Origin of the sequence: Mycobacterium sp. NPDC049093 (genome assembly GCF_040704635.1) — a bacterium.
Classification (GTDB): domain Bacteria; phylum Actinomycetota; class Actinomycetes; order Mycobacteriales; family Mycobacteriaceae; genus Mycobacterium.
The window spans coordinates 175,583-191,855 of the sequence record NZ_JBEZJS010000005.1 but is presented as its reverse complement, the minus strand read 5'-3'; the positions used below and the strand labels follow the sequence as shown (position 1 = coordinate 191,855).

17 protein-coding genes are annotated in these 16,273 nt (G+C 65.0%); 9 read left to right on the top strand and 8 right to left on the bottom strand.

Annotated elements, in window-relative coordinates:
* The first annotated feature begins 70 nt into the window (after positions 1 to 70).
* Complete coding sequence (locus AB0876_RS21185; RefSeq protein WP_133058787.1) at positions 71 to 406, top strand: hypothetical protein; 336 nt, start codon at positions 71 to 73, stop codon at positions 404 to 406.
* A 155-nt stretch (positions 407 to 561) separates the two neighbouring features.
* Here the strand turns inward: AB0876_RS21185 and lipP1 are convergent, their stop codons facing one another.
* The 6 genes from lipP1 to AB0876_RS21155 all read right to left on the bottom strand — a co-directional run bounded on the left by lipP1 (position 562) and on the right by AB0876_RS21155 (position 7,259).
* On the bottom strand, positions 562 to 1,485 hold the full coding sequence (gene lipP1 / locus AB0876_RS21180; RefSeq protein ID WP_526042883.1) for a LipP1 family hormone-sensitive lipase: 924 nt from the start codon (positions 1,483 to 1,485) through the stop codon (positions 562 to 564).
* Positions 1,482 to 2,315 carry an IclR family transcriptional regulator gene (locus tag AB0876_RS21175; protein ID WP_418010847.1) on the bottom strand — a complete coding sequence of 278 codons (834 nt, stop codon included), beginning with the start codon at positions 2,313 to 2,315 and terminating at the stop codon, positions 1,482 to 1,484. Before AB0876_RS21175 ends, lipP1 begins: the two co-directional genes overlap by 4 nt.
* 212 nt (positions 2,316 to 2,527) lie before the next feature.
* Positions 2,528 to 3,994 (bottom strand): FAD-dependent oxidoreductase, encoded by a 1,467-nt coding sequence (locus AB0876_RS21170; RefSeq protein WP_526042882.1) that lies wholly within the window; start codon positions 3,992 to 3,994, stop codon positions 2,528 to 2,530.
* A complete protein-coding gene (gene bphC, locus AB0876_RS21165) occupies positions 3,991 to 4,899 on the bottom strand; it encodes a biphenyl-2,3-diol 1,2-dioxygenase (RefSeq protein ID WP_491841428.1) in 909 nt (302 codons plus the stop codon). The genes AB0876_RS21170 and bphC overlap by 4 nt, the downstream gene beginning before the upstream one ends.
* Before the next feature lie 13 nt (positions 4,900 to 4,912).
* Positions 4,913 to 6,094, bottom strand: a complete 1,182-nt coding sequence (locus tag AB0876_RS21160) for an acyl-CoA dehydrogenase family protein (protein ID WP_491841427.1) — start codon at positions 6,092 to 6,094, stop codon at positions 4,913 to 4,915.
* A 100-nt stretch (positions 6,095 to 6,194) separates the two neighbouring features.
* Entirely contained in the window at positions 6,195 to 7,259 is a 1,065-nt protein-coding gene (locus AB0876_RS21155) for a 2Fe-2S iron-sulfur cluster-binding protein (RefSeq protein ID WP_491841426.1), read from the bottom strand.
* Between the two features lie 146 nt (positions 7,260 to 7,405).
* Here AB0876_RS21155 and AB0876_RS21150 point away from each other — a divergent pair, with 146 nt between their 5' ends.
* The 5 genes from AB0876_RS21150 to AB0876_RS21130 are packed head-to-tail and all read left to right on the top strand — an operon-like array spanning position 7,406 to position 11,911.
* On the top strand, positions 7,406 to 9,004 hold the full coding sequence (locus AB0876_RS21150) for a flavin-containing monooxygenase (RefSeq protein WP_491841495.1): 1,599 nt from the start codon (positions 7,406 to 7,408) through the stop codon (positions 9,002 to 9,004).
* The gene (locus AB0876_RS21145; protein WP_526042881.1) at positions 9,004 to 9,807 is read left to right on the top strand and encodes a mycofactocin-coupled SDR family oxidoreductase; all 804 of its coding nucleotides are present in this window, start codon (positions 9,004 to 9,006) and stop codon (positions 9,805 to 9,807) included. The genes AB0876_RS21150 and AB0876_RS21145 overlap by 1 nt, the downstream gene beginning before the upstream one ends.
* Entirely contained in the window at positions 9,804 to 10,295 is a 492-nt protein-coding gene (locus AB0876_RS21140; RefSeq protein WP_526042880.1) for a nuclear transport factor 2 family protein, read from the top strand. Before AB0876_RS21145 ends, AB0876_RS21140 begins: the two co-directional genes overlap by 4 nt.
* 9 nt (positions 10,296 to 10,304) lie before the next feature.
* Positions 10,305 to 11,066 carry a hypothetical protein gene (locus AB0876_RS21135; protein ID WP_526042879.1) on the top strand — a complete coding sequence of 254 codons (762 nt, stop codon included), beginning with the start codon at positions 10,305 to 10,307 and terminating at the stop codon, positions 11,064 to 11,066.
* A 2-nt stretch (positions 11,067 to 11,068) separates the two neighbouring features.
* A complete protein-coding gene (locus tag AB0876_RS21130; RefSeq protein ID WP_526042878.1) occupies positions 11,069 to 11,911 on the top strand; it encodes an SDR family oxidoreductase in 843 nt (280 codons plus the stop codon).
* Positions 11,912 to 11,918: 7 nt separating this feature from the next.
* Here AB0876_RS21130 and AB0876_RS21125 read toward each other — a convergent pair whose 3' ends face one another.
* Entirely contained in the window at positions 11,919 to 12,770 is an 852-nt protein-coding gene (locus AB0876_RS21125; RefSeq protein ID WP_526042877.1) for an IclR family transcriptional regulator, read from the bottom strand.
* 118 nt (positions 12,771 to 12,888) lie between these two features.
* Here AB0876_RS21125 and AB0876_RS21120 point away from each other — a divergent pair, with 118 nt between their 5' ends.
* Positions 12,889 to 13,557: a TetR/AcrR family transcriptional regulator gene (locus AB0876_RS21120; RefSeq protein ID WP_491841420.1), complete on the top strand. Its 669-nt coding sequence runs from the start codon at positions 12,889 to 12,891 to the stop codon at positions 13,555 to 13,557.
* Here the strand turns inward: AB0876_RS21120 and AB0876_RS21115 are convergent.
* The gene (locus tag AB0876_RS21115; protein WP_526042876.1) at positions 13,532 to 14,410 is read right to left on the bottom strand and encodes an alpha/beta fold hydrolase; all 879 of its coding nucleotides are present in this window, start codon (positions 14,408 to 14,410) and stop codon (positions 13,532 to 13,534) included. The two genes, AB0876_RS21120 and AB0876_RS21115, sit on opposite strands and share 26 nt — an antisense overlap.
* Positions 14,411 to 14,638: 228 nt before the next feature.
* On the opposite strand from AB0876_RS21115, the gene AB0876_RS21110 reads away from it, so the two are divergent.
* Together AB0876_RS21110 and AB0876_RS21105 are read left to right on the top strand one after the other, a co-directional pair.
* Positions 14,639 to 15,409, top strand: a complete 771-nt coding sequence (locus AB0876_RS21110; protein WP_055110583.1) for an MlaE family ABC transporter permease — start codon at positions 14,639 to 14,641, stop codon at positions 15,407 to 15,409.
* On the top strand, positions 15,406 to 16,263 hold the full coding sequence (locus AB0876_RS21105) for an MlaE family ABC transporter permease (protein ID WP_526042875.1): 858 nt from the start codon (positions 15,406 to 15,408) through the stop codon (positions 16,261 to 16,263). Before AB0876_RS21110 ends, AB0876_RS21105 begins: the two co-directional genes overlap by 4 nt.
* The last annotated feature ends 10 nt before the right edge of the window (positions 16,264 to 16,273 follow it).

The window sequence follows — 16,273 nt, the reverse complement described above, 5'->3', positions numbered from 1 at the left end:
CAGGATGCATCCCTCTACCCTATCATCGATACAATGTCAAACAACCAAACTCGAAAATGGGAGCCTGCAGTTGTTTGACAACAAACGGAGGTTCGGGGTAAAAGTCCACGCGCCCCCGCTCGGCGCCATTGTCGGTGTTGGCGTCGAAGCTGATGCTGCAATCCTTAACCTCGGGCGAACCGTTCTGGCGCTGACGCTGGAGCAGGAGCTGCCAAGATCCTCCGCCAGATCATCAGCGCAATCCGCGAGCTGCGACAGCGCGCGAAAGCGTTGTTCAACAATTGAACACCCCCAGAATGAGGGGGAGGAACCGCTGGTGGACACCCACATGAAAGCCCAGGCAGAGATGCTGGCCGACCTGCTCTCCACGCAGGAAGACCTTGACCCGACCCGGGGCCGTCGCTGAGCGAAGGGCTGTTCGGCGACGGGACGCTGATCGGCGGGCAGCGCCATGAGGCAGACCTTGGGGTGTTCGATTTCTGAACACCCTAGTGGCGGCGGCCTTGGAGGGCTTTCGTCTACGCGCCACGGACCTGCCGCGATGACGTTTGGTCCGCCGCGTTACCCGCCGAGCAGGTCACGTAGCGCCTGGCTGGCCGCTCGTCGGGCCCGGTGGGCGATGTCGAGCATCGGCATCGTCATGAATCCGTGGATGCCACCCTCGAAGGGGCGTCGGGTCACTGGCACCCCGGCCGCCTCCAACGCGTCGGCATAGGCGATGCCTTCGTCACGCAGGGGATCGTGGCCGGCGAGAACCACGACGGCCGGCGGTAAACCACTGAGGTCACCGTGCAGCGGTGAGGCGTAAGGGTTTTGCCGATCATCGACCACCGGGACGTACTGGTCCCAGTACCACTGCAGTGCCGGGCGCGGATTGTAGAAGCCCTGGCCGAACAGTCGGTAGGAGTCGGTGTCGAAATCTGCGGCGATCACCGGGTACAGCAGGAGTTGCGCCGCCAGGTCCGGCCCGCCGCGGTCGCGGGCCATCAGGGTGGTCACCGCGGCGAGATTGCCTCCGGCGCTGTCGCCGCCCACGACGACGCGTGACGGGTCGGCGCCGAAATTGGCTGCATGATCGACCGCCCAGCGGGTGGCGGCGTAGACGTCCTCGGCGGCGGTCGGCCAGCGGTGCTCCGGGGCCAGTCGGTAGTCGACCGAAACCACCACAGCCGGGATGAGATTGGCAAGGTTACGGCACAACCCGTCGTGGCTGTCGAGATCGCAGAACACGAACCCGCCGCCATGGGCGTACACCAGCAGGGGCAGCGGTTCGGAGGCCTTGGGACGGTAGACCCTCACATCGATACGACCGTTGTCGACAGGTACCTGGTGGTCGGCAACGGAAGCCACCTGCTCGGGCTGGGGGTTGGCGACGAACCGGCTGCGGATCGCGGCGCGGGCCTGCGCGCCGGTCATCGTGTGTACAGGCGGGAAGCCTGAATCCAGTGTCTTGATCAAACCTGCGATCTGCGGATCGAGCGTCATGCCGGGACCAGGGTGGCAGAGGTCCGCGGGCCGACGGGGCCGCCGACGCGCAGTGGCCGGACCGGCTGCAAGGTGGGGACCACTCGATGAGGCCCGTCTTCGGCATTACGCCATATACCCATGGCCGTCATCCGCACCGGAGCGGCCAGCCGCTGATCGAATGCCATCCGGCTCATAGGACCACACACCGACACCGCCGCGACGGCTGCGCCCGCCGGGCCGATAGGTGCTGCCACACAACCGAATCCGGTGAGCGACTCCTCCCGTTCGAACGCGAAACCGTGGGCGCGGACCTTTGCCAACTCGGCTTCCAGTTGCCGTTCTGTGCTGATCGAGAACCGCGTCAACCGCGAGGCCAGGTTGACCTCGACCGACGAGTTGTCGGCCAGGATCGCCTTACCCACCGCCGTACAGTGTGCGGGCTGCCGACCCCCGATACGCGTCGGAATGGCGGCCACCATCTGACCGCCGATCTTCTCCAGGTATACGACGTCGGATCCGTCGAGTACCGCCAGGTGGACGACCAGTCCGGTGGCCCGGTGCAAATCGCGCAGCAAGGGAATCGCGGCACGGTGGATGCGGTCCTGGTGCAGCGCCAGAGAACCCAGTTCGACGAGTCGCATGCCCAACTCATAGTCGCGGCCGTCACGGCGAAGCCAACGAAGGTGCACAAGGCGCTCGAGGAGGCGATGGGCCGACGATCGTGGCAGGCCGGTCCGCCGCACGATCTCGGCCAATGTCAGTCGGGCAGATCCCTCGAAGGCATCGAGAACCAGGGAGACCCGGTCGATGACGGCGCTGGGCGTCTCGCCCGGCTTCTCGGCGGCCATTGTCTTCTCGACAGCCATTGTCATGAGGACCTCCCATATCGAGCCGCATGCCTGGACGGCATATGACTATTAGTCATATGACTGTTTGTAGCATATCGGTGTGGGTGCTGTCACATGAACGATTGAATGCGAGCGGGGTCATGCCAAAACCCCCGCCGCGATGCGGCGGGGGTTGGGCGATTTCAAGTTGCGGGAGCCGCAATGACCAGCGGCTATGCCTCTGCTGCGGCCCGGCCGGCGCGACGACCGTAGAAACTCCCGTCACCCAGTGACACACCGCTGGCGTATCCCCAGGCGGCCAGGCCGGCGGTGCAGCGCCCGGCAGCGAACAGCCCCGGAATGGGCTCGCCACTGACGTGCAGTACTTCGGCGTCGAGCGTGGTGTGCAGCCCACCGAGGGTGAAACCGCCGGTGCTCTCACGGAGGTCGATGGCTCCCACCGGGGACTTGATCGGCTTGAGCCACTGCGGCTTCTTGTGCAGCAGCGGGTCCTCGCCGCGCGACGCGCCGTCGTTATAGGCATCGACGGTGGCTTGCAGCGAGTTCGGAGGTAGCCCGATCTCGGCCTCCAGATCGGCGACGGTGTCGGCCACCCAGGTCGGCGGCCGCATCATCAGGTGGGGAGAGAGCGAGGCCATCGCCTCCTCCTGGGCGTCGCCGTCGATGATCAGATAGGCCGTGTTGTTCTGGTGATACAGCGTCAACTGGCCGGCGCGACCGGGATAGGTGTCCTCGGCGACATAACGCTGACCACGTTCGTTGACCAGAATCCCGCGCACCAACTGCTGGGGATCGATGAAGAGGGCGACCTCGGTGGCGTCCATGTGCGCCAGATCGGCACCGAGCGCCTGCGCCATCCGGATGGCCTGCCCGTCGTGCTGCTCGATCGAGGCGGCCGGGCGCCCGGCGATGCGCGGGGCATACCTGGCGACCATGGCGTCGTTGTAGGCGAAACTGCCGGTGGCCAGCACAACTCCACGCCGTGCCCGGATATCCAGCACAGTGCCGTAGCGCCGGGTCCGAATGCCGACGACGCGGCCGTCGGACTCGACGATCAGCGACTGCACCCGCACGTCATAGAGCGAGCGCGCCCCGACCGCGGTCGCCGTGTCGACGAGGCCCTTCATCAGCATGAAACCCGCGCTGGACTCGCCCTGCTTCTTGTTCTGCATCTGCGGGACGTGCCCGCGCGGAGCCGGCGTTGCGATGGTGTTGAACGGGTACGAGTTCTCCCCACCGCTGTACATGAGCCCCTGGTCGCCCATGGGCTCCCAACCGGGCTCGCCGAAGAACTCGGCTTTGAACGGCACCCCGCAGCCCACGAGCCAGTCGAAGTGCGCGACGCTGCCTTGGCAGTAATCCGCGATGCGCGCGGGATCAGCGCCGGGCCCCATCGCCGCGTTGAGAAAAGCGGCCATGTTGTCGACGGAATCTTCGAACCCGCAGGACTTTTGGATCTCGGTCCCACCGCCGAGGTAGATGAATCCGCCTGCCATCGAGGCGGCTCCGCCCCAGGAGCCGGTGCGTTCGAGTACCAGTACATCGGCGCCTGCGCGGGCCGCCTCCACTGCTGCGGCGGCGCCGGCCACCCCGTAACCGGCGATCACCACGTCGGCCTCGTCGGCCCACTCGGTGACCGCGCTGACCGGGATCGGCAGGATGTCGTCGGTGAGCGTCACGGCTGCATGGCCTTCGGCAGATCGGTGACCCACTGGTGTCCCCAGTAGCTGTCTGCGGTGATTTCCTCTGCCGTGTAATAGGTTTCGTCGACCCGCATGCCCTCGGTGCCGAATTCGATATCCCAGTCGCCCGGAGCGCGCACGTAGAACGACACCATCTTGTCGTTGGTGTGCCGACCCAGTGTCGACGACAGCTGGAAGCCTTCGGCATTGACCCGGTCGAGGGCCTGGCCCACTGCATCGAGGGTGTCGACCTCGACCATGAGATGAATGAGTCCCGGATCGCGCAGCGTCTGCGCGGGACAGATCGCCAGGCTGTGATGGCGCTCGTTGACGCCCATGAATCGGACCCGCACCGGTCCGAACTCCGGCGGCACCGGAACGCGGAACGCGCCACGGGACTTGAAACCCAGTACCTCGGTGTAGAACTCGAACAAGCCGTTGACGTCGAGCGCGGGCAACACCACATGCCCGAGACCCTGATCGCCGGTGACGAACTTCGCGCCGAAGGGTGTGACCACCGGGGAGTGGTCGAGGACCGGGCCGTGGAACACCTCCAGTGAGGTGCCGGCAGGGTCCTCGAACGCGATGGCCGCCTCGACCCGTCGTGCGTCCGTCTCTTCGAGTGAGAGCTGCTTGAACGGCACACCGGCGGTATCGAGCGCTGCCTTGACCTGCTCAAGGTCGGCGTGGTCGCGCACCTCCCAGCCGACGGTCAGAATCTTGTCGGAGTCGCCGGGTACCACGATGATGCGGGCAGCACGCTCATCCATCCGCAGGTACAACGCGGACTCGTCGGGCCCGGTACCGGTGGCGAAGCCGAGCACGTTGAAGGCGAAGTGCCGCCAGCGCTCGATATCAGAGGTGGCGACGGTGACGTAGCCGAGGCTCTTGATCAGTCCCATATGAGCTGTCCTCTCAGATCATCGCCCGCAGCGGACCCTGCGGGTCCACGCCCAGCGAGCTGAGGGCCGACGCGTGATAGACCGTGCTCGGAACGTGAATCGCGTGGGCCTGGCCGACATGCACATCACGCCAATACCGTTGCAGCGGTTTGTCCATCCGCGCCGCGTTGCCGCCACAGCGGGCGAAGATCTCGTCGACCGCCGACACCGCGCGCCACACCGCCCGCACCTGGGTGCGCCGGCCCGCGGCCCGGTCCTCGAACGACACTTCCTTGCCCGAGTCGACGATGTCGTAGATGCGATCGGCGTTGGCCAACAGTTCCTGGCGGGCCGCGTTGATGTCCGCCGCGGCTTCACCGATCGCGTACATGACGTAGGGGTCGTCCTTGATCGCCACGCCGCTGGAGTTGACCCGCTCGCGCTGGTAGTCGAGCGCAGCGGCCAGGGCCCCCTCGGCGATGCCGATGGTCGCCGAGCTGATGCCGAGAGGGAACATCGTCGACCACGGCATCAGGTACAGCGTTTCGGTCATCCCGGCCTCGCGCTGGGCGGTGCCGTCCATGACCTTCATCGCGTCCATCGTCCGGTATGTCGGTACGAACGCATCCTTGACGATGACGTCCTTGGAGCCGGTTCCGCGCAGCCCCACCACATTCCACGAGTCCTCCACGATCTCGTAGTCCTGGCGCGGCAGGATCATGTGCAGCATCTGCGGCGGCATCAGTGGTTTGCCCTCGGCGTCACCGAGTATCGCGCCCAGGAAGATCCAGTCACAGTGATCGGTGCCCGAGCTGAACTGCCAGCGACCGTTGAAGATGTAGCCGCCGTCGACGGGCTTGGCCACCCCCTGCGGCGCGTAGGGAGACGCGACCCAGGTGTCGACGTCCTCGGCCCAGATCTCGGCGGCGACCTTGGGGTCGGCGTAGGCGAGCTGGTACGGGTGCACGCCCACCACGCCGTTGATCCATCCGGCCGAGGGATCCAGCGCCGCGGTGGCCATCACGGTCTCGGCGAACTCGCGCGGATGGACCTCCAAGCCGCCGTGAGCCTTGGGCTGCAGCAGGCGGATGTTTCCCGCCGCCTTCATCATCTTCACGGTCTCGTCGGTGAGCTTGCCGATCTTCTCGGCTTCGGCGCCCTGGTGGCGCAACTGGTCGGCGAGGTCGCGCACCCGGTCGATTACGCGCTCAGTCATGGTTCGGTCCTATCGTCGAGGGCTGTACTGATGGTGTACCGCTTTGACCCCAGTGGAGGGGGCCAATCCCGTTCAGTGGAAGTGAGCCGACCATGCCGGCTCAGAATTCGATGTGGATGTCGTCGGACACCGGCCGCGACTGGCAGCCGAGGATCACGCCGTCGGCCAGGTCCTCTGGCTCCAGGATGTCGCAGGCGGCCATGTTCACGTCACCGCGTACCACCGTGGCCGCGCACGATCCGCACTGTCCCTCTTTGCAGGAATATGGAACGTCGACACCCGAGCGGATCAGCACGTCGACCAACGTCGCCTGGCGCGGCCACCTCAGCCGGTGACTGGCGCCGTCAAGATCGACCTGAAGGTCGGCGGCGTCATCGTCGTCGGAATCTGTTGCCAGTGCGGTGGTGTCATCGGCGAACGGGTCACCGGTCAGCGACTGGAACACCTCGAGGTGTATCCGGTCCCGCGTGACACCGGACGCGACGAGCGTCTCCTTGATGACCGCCATGAACGGGGCCGGACCGCAGACGAACGACTCGAAGCCCGTGGACCCGGCGAAAACGGTGTGGGCGAATCCGCTCAGCTGCGCGCGGGTCGGCAGGCCCTGAATCGATTCCAGCCAGTGCAGCACCGTCAGTCGGCCTGCGTAGCGGGCGGCGAGTTCGCGTAGTTCGCCGGCGAAGATCACCGAGCGTTCGTCGCGGTTGGCGTAACACAGGACCACCCGCCCGGTTCCGGCCGACAACACCGACTTCAAGATCGACATCACCGGAGTGATACCGCTGCCCGCCGCCCACAACAGAAAGTCGGTGTCGAGGCTTGCCGGGGTGAACAACCCGGCGGGCGGCAGTACCTCGATGGTGTCGCCGACATCCACGTTGTCGCACAACCAATTCGAACCGTACCCGTCAACGGTGCGCTTGACGGTCACCTTGGGGGCGGGATCGGTGTGCGGTGAGCTGGCGAGTGAGTAGCACCGGGCCACCGATCCGGTCAGCTCGCTTGGCACCCGCAGCGTCAGGAATTGTCCGGGTCGATAGGAAAATCGATCCTGCTGGTCCTGCGGCACAGTGAAAACCAGAGATCGGGCGTCGGGGCTTTCATCGATGACATCGGCCACCGTGACAACGACGCTCCGTCTGGTCTGGAGGCTCGGGTCGGTCATGGGCCGAGATTCTCGCTGACGCACCCGATGAGGCAATCCGCCGATTCCGGTGGTCGGGACGTCAGGTCTCGCGGTCCGGTGACCGGGAACTGTGGCGGCCGCGCGCGTGATCGGCGCCTACCGTTCGCCCTGTGAGCAGTGGATCGATGAACGTCGTAGATGTTGTGGTGGTGGGCGCCGGTTTCGGTGGCCTGTACGCGTTGCACAAGTTCCGGTCGCAGGGTTTGTCGGTGCGAGTCTTCGAGGCCGCCCCGGAGGTGGGCGGCACCTGGTACTTCAATCGCTACCCGGGTGCACGTTGTGACGTCGAGAGTGTCGACTACTGCTACTCGTTCTCCGACGAACTCCAACAGGAATGGACCTGGACCGAGAAGTACGCCACCCAGTCCGAAATCCTGAAGTACATCAATTGGGTTGCCGACAAGCTCGATCTGCGCCGCGACATCACGTTCGAGACCAGGGTGAGTTCAGCGGTGCTCGACGAGCAGACGCTGCGCTGGACCGTCACCACCGATACCGGCGAAACTGTTGACGCGACGTTCGTGGTCATGGCCACCGGCCCGTTGTCGGCGGCGATGACTCCTGACTTCCCGGGTCTGGACAGCTTCGCCGGCGACGTCTACCACACCGCGCACTGGCCGCATGAGGACGTGGACTTCACCGGCAAGCGCGTCGCCGTCATCGGCACCGGATCCTCGGGGATTCAGTCCATCCCGATCATCGCCGAACAGGCCCAGCAGCTCTATGTCTTTCAACGGACCCCGAACTACAGCGTGCCGGCTGGCAACCGGCCGTTGACCGCCGACGAGGTCGCCGACACCAAGGCAAACTATGCCGAGCGGCGCCGGATGTCCTGGCGCAGTGGCGGTGGCTCACCACATGTCGCGCACCCCAAACTCACCATGGAAGCCACGCCCGAAGAGCGTCATGACGCCTTCGAAAAGCGTTGGCAACTGGGCGGAGTGCTGTTTTCCAAGACGTTCACCGATCAGATGGTCTCCCTGGAAGCCAACGAGCAGGCCCGCAAGTTCTACGAGAACAAGATCCGTGCCGTGATCGACGACCCGGCCCTGGCCGAGGTACTGATCCCCGACGATCACCCGATCGGGACAAAGCGGATCTGCACCGACACCAACTACTTTCAGACGTTCAACCGTCCCAACGTCGAGCTTGTGAGTGTCCGGAGGACGCCGATCGAATCGATCGACGAAACGGGAATCAACACGTCCGACGCGCGCTATGACATCGACGCGTTGGTGCTGGCCACCGGGTTCGACGCAATGACCGGCACGTTGGCCAAGATCGACATTGTGGGCCGGAGCGGCAGGAAGCTGGCGGACGACTGGGCCGACGGGCCCCGCACCTACCTGGGTCTGGGTACCGATGGCTTCCCCAACCTGTTCCTGGTGTCCGGTCCGGGGGCACCGGCGGTGCTGGCCAACATGGTTCTGCATGCCGAAGCGCACGTGAACTGGATCGCCGAAGCCATCGCCTATCTCGCCCAGAACAGCTACGCGGCAATCGAACCCACGGCCGATGCCGTGGACAGTTGGATCGCCGAATGTGCCCAGCGCGCCGACGCCACGCTGTTCACCAAGGCCAACTCCTGGTACATGGGCGCCAATGTGCCCGGCAAGCCTCGGATGTTCATGCTGTTCATCGGCGGCTTCGGCGTGTACCTCGATATCTGCAACGAGGCAGCGGCAGCTGGGTATAAAGGATTCGATCTGCTGAAGGCGCCCTAGTGGCGGACCTGGCAGGCAAGGTCGTCCTGGTCACTGGTGCCGGAGGCGGTACCGGGCGCGTGCATTGCGAACGCTTCGCCGACGCAGGCGCCGATGTCATAGCGCTCGACCGGGTCGATGCGGCGGACGACCTGCGGGAGACGGCCGATCGGGTGCGGCGGCGTGACAGACGCTGTGCCACCGCCGCGGCCGACATCAGTGATCTCGCGGCTGTCACCGCGGCGGTTGATTCGGGTGTTACGACATTGGGCCGCCTCGACATCATCGTCGCCAATGCGGGTATCCACACGCCGAACAGGCCGGCGTGGGAGATCAGTACCGAGGAATGGCAACGCAATCTGGATGTCAATCTGACCGGTGTCTGGCACACCGTGAAGGCCGGTGTGCCCCACCTGGTTGCTGAAGGTGGGTCCGTGGTGATCATCAGCTCTACCAACGGTTTACGTGGTACCGCGGGCACGGCGCATTACACTGCCAGTAAGCATGCAGCGGTGGGTCTGGCCCGCACACTCGCCAATGAACTCGGGCCGCATCGTATTCGGGTGAACACGGTCCATCCCGGGGCAGTCGCGACCCCGATGGTGCGCAACCCTGTCACCTACAAAAGGTTGCGGCCAGATCTGGACAACCCCACCGAAGCCGATGCGATCGAAGTGCTCACCGCCCGAAACCTGCTTCCGGTGCCGTGGGTGGAACCGGTCGATGTAGCGAACGCCGCGGTGTTCCTGGCCTCCGAACAAGCCCGATACATCACCGGTACCCAGCTCGTGGTCGATGCCGGCCTGACCCAGAAGACGACATGACCGAACAGCAGATACTCATCCGGCTGCAGCGCCTCGAAGATGAGCTGGCCATCACGAAACTGATTGCCTCATACGGCCCTTCGGTGGATGCCGGTAACGCCGACAATGCCGCCGCACTGTGGGCGGTCGACGGAACCTATGACGTCGAGGACTGGCTGATGACCGGCCGGGGCGGCGTGCATCAGATGGTCAGCTCGACCGGACACCAGGATCTGGTTGCCGCGGGCTGTTGCCATTTCCTCGGCCCCGCGGTGGTCACAGTTGACGGCGACCGCGCTGTCGCGGTGTGCGAATCGCTGGTCCTGCTGCGCGAGAGCGAGAGCGGCTATCGAGTGTGGCGGGCGACTGCCAACCACTTCGCGCTGGAACGTCTCGAAGGGCAATGGCAGATCACGACGCGCACCAGCAGATTGCTCAACGGCAACCCGTACGCGCACACTCTATTGAACCTGGGTTTGGCGGGAGCGCCTGTCCCCGAGCAGATCTGAGAGGTCTTCATGTCCGCTTCTGATTGCCCGCTGGTGTTCTTCTCGTTCGTCGCACTCGGTGACGGGGGAGCCGAGGAACACCGGCGCTACAACGAATGGCATCAGTTGGACCACCGGCCGGAAAATCTCGCACTCCCCGGAATCGCCTGGGGCGACCGGTGGAGCCGCCCGGAAGCGTGCCGCGAGGTCTCAAGGGCCGAACCCGCACAGGCCGATACCGACTATGTCGCGATGTACTGGTTCCGTCCTCCCGTGGAGCAGTCGGTGCGGGAGTGGGAGCAGCTCGGTGCGGACTCATTTCAGTGGGGTCGCGGACCGATGATCCCCGGCGTGCGGCGCACAGTGCTCGCGTTCTTCCGACCGGTCAAGGGCTACGCCGCTGCCTCGGCCTTGGTGTCGCCCGGTGTGATCCCGTACCGGCCCAACCGCGGGCTGCACCTGACGATGACCCGGTTTGCCGAACCGTACGGTGCCGAAGCTCACGAGCATCACCGATGGGAGGACCGGGTGGCGATCCCGGCTCTGCTGGAACTGGACGGTGTGGCGGGGGCATGGACTTTCGCATTGGATCGCCACCAGGACAACGGGCTCGGCCTCCGTTCCTCGGAGGCGGCAGACCCGCCCGGCGGCCTGCGCATCCGTCTGCTCTACCTCGATGACGATCCGGTCCGCGTCGCCGGCCGGATCAAGGATCGGCTGGTTGACACGGCGCCCGGAGAGTGCGTCATCGACACGCCACTGAACACGATCATTCCCTGGCAGGACTGGTGAACATGGGTACCTATGCAGTGACCGGATCGGCGTCCGGGATGGGCCGCGCGGCGGCCGAGCGGTTGCGGAGCGACGGGCACCGCGTGATCGGTGTCGATCTGCGCGATGCCGAGGTGATCGCGGATCTCTCGACTGCACAGGGCCGTTCGGAAGCCGCCGCTGCGGTGCTTGAGTTGGCTGAGGGTCGGCTCGACGGCGCAGTGATGGCGGCAGGTGTCGGTCCGCTGCCGGACCGCAACGCCGTACGGCTGATCCTGTCGGTCAACTATCTCGGGGTGGTCGATCTGCTGCAGAAGTGGCGCCCTGCGTTCGTCGCCGCCGGGAACGGAAAAGTGGTTGTCGTCGGTAGCAATTCGAGTACCACGATGCCGATGGTGCCGGTGCGCGCGGTGCGGGCCCTGCTGCGCGACGATCTCGACCGCGCCGTCAAGTCCCTGCGTCGGTACCGTGCGGTCGCACCGTCGCTCAGCTACGGTGCATCGAAGATCGCGGTATCGCGATGGGTGCGGCGCAATGCGGTGCTGCAGAGTTGGGCAGGCGCCGGAATTCGACTGAACGCGATTGCCCCGGGTGCGATCCGGACTCCGCTACTGGAGAAGCAGCTCGCCTCCCCGAGAGAAGCCAAGGCGGTGCAGTCCTTCCCGGTCCCAGTCGGAGGCTTCGGCAGCCCCGATCATCTCGCGGAATGGATGGTCTTCATGCTGTCGGACGCTGCTGAGTTTCTCTGCGGCAGCGTCATCTTCGTCGACGGTGGATCGGATGCCTATTTCAGGCCAGACGATTGGCCTCGGCGGGTGCCCACACCCCGGCTTCCCAATTATGCCTGGAAGTATCTGCGCCGCTAGGTTCTCGTCACCTACCACCGACGGCTGCCACAGTGGCCTCATCGGTGCGATGGATCATGGCCGGTGTCACCACGCGATGCGCCGCTCGGGCCTGGCTCGCGCCTTTGCGGGGCACATTTGACAGGCTGTGGCAGATCGCCCATGACGCGCTGTGAACAGCGGCGGCGACGGGCTCGATCCGCGTTGACCTGGTGGGACCGCACAGCGACAGCGCGAATTGATTGCCTCCCTCGGTCACGCTGATCGGAGCGGCCACGACGGTGACTCCGCGCTCACAACCTTCGGCATCGACGGCAACCCCGCCACGGGCGCGTACCGCCGCCAGGCTCCGATCCAACTCCGCGCGGTTGTGAATTCCGTACGGCGACGTCACCGCATACCGCAACTCTGGCCAGGCTGACTCGTCCAGTTGGGCCAGGAGCGCGCGGCCGGCGGCACTCTGTTCCGCGGGCTGCTTGAAACCGACCTGCCAACAACTGCCTGAGCTGGGCCACATGCCGAAGCGTTCAATGTGCAGCACATGCGTACCCGTCAGGACGCTGAGATGCGCCGTCAGGCCGGTGCGACGGTGTAGGTCGGCCATCACCGGCAATGCCGCTTCGGGAACTCGACGCTGTCGCACTGCCTGGCGGCCGAATTCGAACATCTTCAGTCCCAGTGTGTATTCGGCGCCATGGCGTTCGATCCAGCCGAGCTGGACCAGGCCCTGCAGGATGCGATGAGTCGACGAGCGGGGAACGTTCGAATACCGGGTGATTTCCGCCAGTGTGAGCGTTTGTCGTGCGCCGAACACCTCCAGAAGTGCGGCCGCCCGACTGAGCAGCGCTATGGGAGCAGCGTCGTCATCCGACGTTGACACAGAACCCTCCATACCTGTCATACTCTGCATATGTGTCACAACGTGACAGGTGTGAGTCTAAGCACAGCGCGCCTGCGAAGTAAAGGAGGCCGCGTGCCGGTGCGACGACAATCAGCGAATGCCCAAAGGTAAGGGGCCGACGCTCACCGAGCGTCGCGCTGAGGAACTGCGGCTCAACATCGCCAGGACCGCATGCGACATCTTCATCGCCGACGGCGACACCACGGCAACCGTGGAGCGCATCTGCGCCGAAGTCGGCATCGCGACGCGTACGTTCTACCGCCACTTCCCGGTCAAGGAAGACGTACTTGGGCCGTTGTTCGGGCGAAGCGAGACGAACATGCGGGATCTGTTGTCCTGTGCTGCAGCGGATTCAGACCCCGTAGATGTCCTTGTCGACATGTTCACGGTCGAGGTCCGGCACCGCCGGTCAGCCGGGGCCCAGCATCGGCAGTCGGTCGACAAGGCGCGGAAACTGATGTCGCTGGTCGCCGAGACTCCGCAGTACCGACTGCGATGGATGGAATGGAGCGAGAACCTCGCCGACGCCATCACCGAGTTCCTGGCGGGTCACTTCGACTTGAGCGACGACGTGTTCACGCGCTCATTGCCGAGCAGGCTGATCGTCCACGTCAGCAGTAACGCCTACATCTGGTGGACCGACGCCAAGGAACCGCATGAACTCGACGAGTTGATAGCGGCGCACCGGTCCGGCATCGCCATGGTGCTGGCCGGATTGCATCGGTCGGACGGAAAAGCCGTTAGCCCCGTGCCAGGAAGTTCGTGACCACAGACTCGAAAGCGGACTTCGCCTCGATCATGGCCCAGTGCCCACAGTTGGGGAACACGTGAAGCTCGGCGTTGGGGATGGTCCGCATCGGAATCAGCGCCATATCAAGTGGACTCACGCGATCATCGCGCCCCCACGTCAACAGTGTCGGTGCCGACACCTTGTGCATGCGTGCCCAGGGCATGGGCAGGTCTGAAGCGGCCATCGAGGCCATCATCGCTGCGAACGCCGCCTTCCCGTACATGCGGCGGGCGGCGGCCAGCGTCTCCGGGTCGGTCGCGAGCGTCCAGCGCTCTTCGATCAGCTCCTCGGTGACCAACGACCGGTCGTAGACCATGGAATGAAGCCAGTCGATCAAGCGCTGCCGAGTCGGGTCCTCGGTGAATTCCTGGAGCAGACGGATTCCCTCGCTCGGGCCGGAGGAAAAGATCGTGGTACCGATCCCGCCGATCGTCACGAGACGGCCGACCCGTTCGGGAGCGTTGATCGCCGTGTTTATCCCGACGCCGCCGCCCATGGAGTTGCCGACGATGTCTACCCGGTCGATACCGAGGGCATCGAGGAAGGGAGTGACGGCGCCCTGAGCGGTGACCATCGGGTGCCCGCCCCAGTCGTCGGAGACTCCGAACCCTGGAAATTCGAGGACCAGGCAGCGGAAGCGTTCGGCGAACGTCGGTAGCACTCCGCGGAAGTTGCGCCACCCGGTAACGCCGGGACCCGATCCGTGCAGGAACAGGACGGTCGGACCCTGGCCGACGTCGTAGTACCGCAAAGTTCCTGCACTGGTGTCGATCTCACGCAGCGCATCCGTCGTACCGACTCCGGTGGTGGTCGCAGCAGAACTTGACACGTGTCTTCTTTCCTTTTGCCGGGCTGGTTGCATCCAGCCTCACACGCTGTCCGAAAGGTCGGCAATGGGATGTTCCGCTGACCGGTGACTATCAGCGGCGGGGCGGTATTCCCGGTGGGTGGGACACGCGATGGTGCGCTCGGTTGTGAACTGCGATGGTTCCCGGTCGAGACGTGTTCCAGGTCATACCGGCCCCCGGGTGACTCCCACGCAGAAAAGGAGAACCCGATGCTGCAGCGACAACTCGCCGGCCCACTCGAGGGGGTGGGTGGGTTGTTCGCCATGTCGGTGGATGCCGCCAGATTCACGGTGCGCAGACCATTCCAATGGCGTGAGTTCCTTGACCAATCCTGGTTCGTGGCACGGGTTTCCATGGCGCCGACGCTGTTGGTCGCGATCCCGTTCACGGTCCTGGTGTCGTTCACCCTGAACATCCTGTTGCGGGAACTGGGGGCGGCCGACCTGTCCGGGGCGGGCGCTGCCTTCGGTGCGGTGACCCAGGTGGGGCCGATGGTGACGGTGTTGATCGTGGCCGGTGCCGGGGCGACGGCGATGTGTGCGGATCTGGGTTCGCGGACCGTCCGTGAAGAGATCGATGCGATGGAGGTGCTGGGCATCAATCCGATCCAGCGTCTGGTGACGCCGCGGATGCTGGCCTCGGGCCTGGTGGCGCTACTGCTCAACAGCGTCGTGGTGATCATCGGAATCCTTGGCGGATACCTGTTCTCGGTGTTCGTCCAAGACGTCAACCCCGGCGCTTTCGCCGCGGGTATCACCCTGCTCACCGGCATTCCGGAGGTCATCATCTCCTGCGTCAAGGCGGCCCTGTTCGGCCTGATCGCCGGACTGGTCGCGTGCTACCGCGGTCTGACCGTCTCGGGTGGCGGTGCCAAAGCGGTGGGCAACGCCGTCAACGAAACGGTGGTCTACGCCTTCATGGCGTTGTTCGTCGTCAACGTGGTGGTCACCGCCATCGGCATCCAGATGACCACGCGATGACGGCAACGGCAGTACTTCAGTCGGCGTACCCGCGCCTGTCCCGGGCCGTACGCCGGCCGGGTGCCGCGTTGAGCGGCATCGGTGACCATGTCCTGTTCTACGGGCGGGCGCTGGCGGGCATGCCCCATGCGGCCGTGCACTACCGCAAGGAAGTCGTCCGGCTGATCGCCGAAATCAGTATGGGTGCAGGTACATTGGCGATGATCGGCGGGACCGTCGTCATCGTCGGATTCCTGACCCTGGCCACCGGCGGAGTCCTGGCGATCCAGGGCTACTCCTCGCTGGGCAACATTGGCATCGAAGCGCTCACCGGATTCCTGGCTGCCTTCATCAACGTCCGGATCTCGGCGCCCATCGTCGCCGGAATCGGACTGGCCGCCACCTTCGGCGCCGGCGTCACCGCGCAGCTCGGCGCCATGCGGATCAACGAGGAGGTCGACGCCCTCGAAGCGATGGCGATCCGGCCCGTCGAGTACCTGGTGTCCAGCCGCATCGTGGCCGGAATGATCGCGATCACCCCGCTGTACTCGATCGCGGTGATCCTGTCCTTCGTGGCCAGTCAGTTCACCACTGTCGTGCTGCTCGGGCAGTCCGGTGGTCTGTACGGGCACTACTTCAGCACGTTCCTCAACCCGATCGATCTGCTCTGGTCATTCCTTCAAGCGCTGCTGATGGCGCTGGCAATCCTTTTGGTGCACACCTACTTCGGCTTCTTCGCCACCGGCGGTCCGGCCGGTGTCGGCGTCGCGGTCGGCAACGCGGTCCGGACGTCGCTGATCGTCGTGGTCTCGATCACCCTGCTGATCTCGCTGGCCGTCTACGGCTCCAACGGCAACTTCAACCTCTCCGGCTAAAGAAGGCATC

Bases quoted from the DNA above. Each gene is read 5' to 3' on its own strand.
- lipP1 (WP_526042883.1), bottom strand. From the start codon at position 1,485: ATGACGCTCGATCCGCAGATCGCAGGTTTGATCAAGACACTGGATTCA.
- AB0876_RS21175 (WP_418010847.1), bottom strand. From the start codon at position 2,315: ATGGCCGCCGAGAAGCCGGGCGAGACGCCCAGCGCCGTCATCGACCGG.
- bphC (WP_491841428.1), bottom strand. From the start codon at position 4,899: ATGGGACTGATCAAGAGCCTCGGCTACGTCACCGTCGCCACCTCTGAT.
- AB0876_RS21160 (WP_491841427.1), bottom strand. From the start codon at position 6,094: ATGACTGAGCGCGTAATCGACCGGGTGCGCGACCTCGCCGACCAGTTG.
- AB0876_RS21155 (WP_491841426.1), bottom strand. From the start codon at position 7,259: ATGACCGACCCGAGCCTCCAGACCAGACGGAGCGTCGTTGTCACGGTG.
- AB0876_RS21150 (WP_491841495.1), top strand. From the start codon at position 7,406: ATGAACGTCGTAGATGTTGTGGTGGTGGGCGCCGGTTTCGGTGGCCTG.
- AB0876_RS21140 (WP_526042880.1), top strand. From the start codon at position 9,804: ATGACCGAACAGCAGATACTCATCCGGCTGCAGCGCCTCGAAGATGAG.
- AB0876_RS21135 (WP_526042879.1), top strand. From the start codon at position 10,305: ATGTCCGCTTCTGATTGCCCGCTGGTGTTCTTCTCGTTCGTCGCACTC.
- AB0876_RS21130 (WP_526042878.1), top strand. From the start codon at position 11,069: ATGGGTACCTATGCAGTGACCGGATCGGCGTCCGGGATGGGCCGCGCG.
- AB0876_RS21120 (WP_491841420.1), top strand. From the start codon at position 12,889: ATGCCCAAAGGTAAGGGGCCGACGCTCACCGAGCGTCGCGCTGAGGAA.
- AB0876_RS21110 (WP_055110583.1), top strand. From the start codon at position 14,639: ATGCTGCAGCGACAACTCGCCGGCCCACTCGAGGGGGTGGGTGGGTTG.
- AB0876_RS21105 (WP_526042875.1), top strand. From the start codon at position 15,406: ATGACGGCAACGGCAGTACTTCAGTCGGCGTACCCGCGCCTGTCCCGG.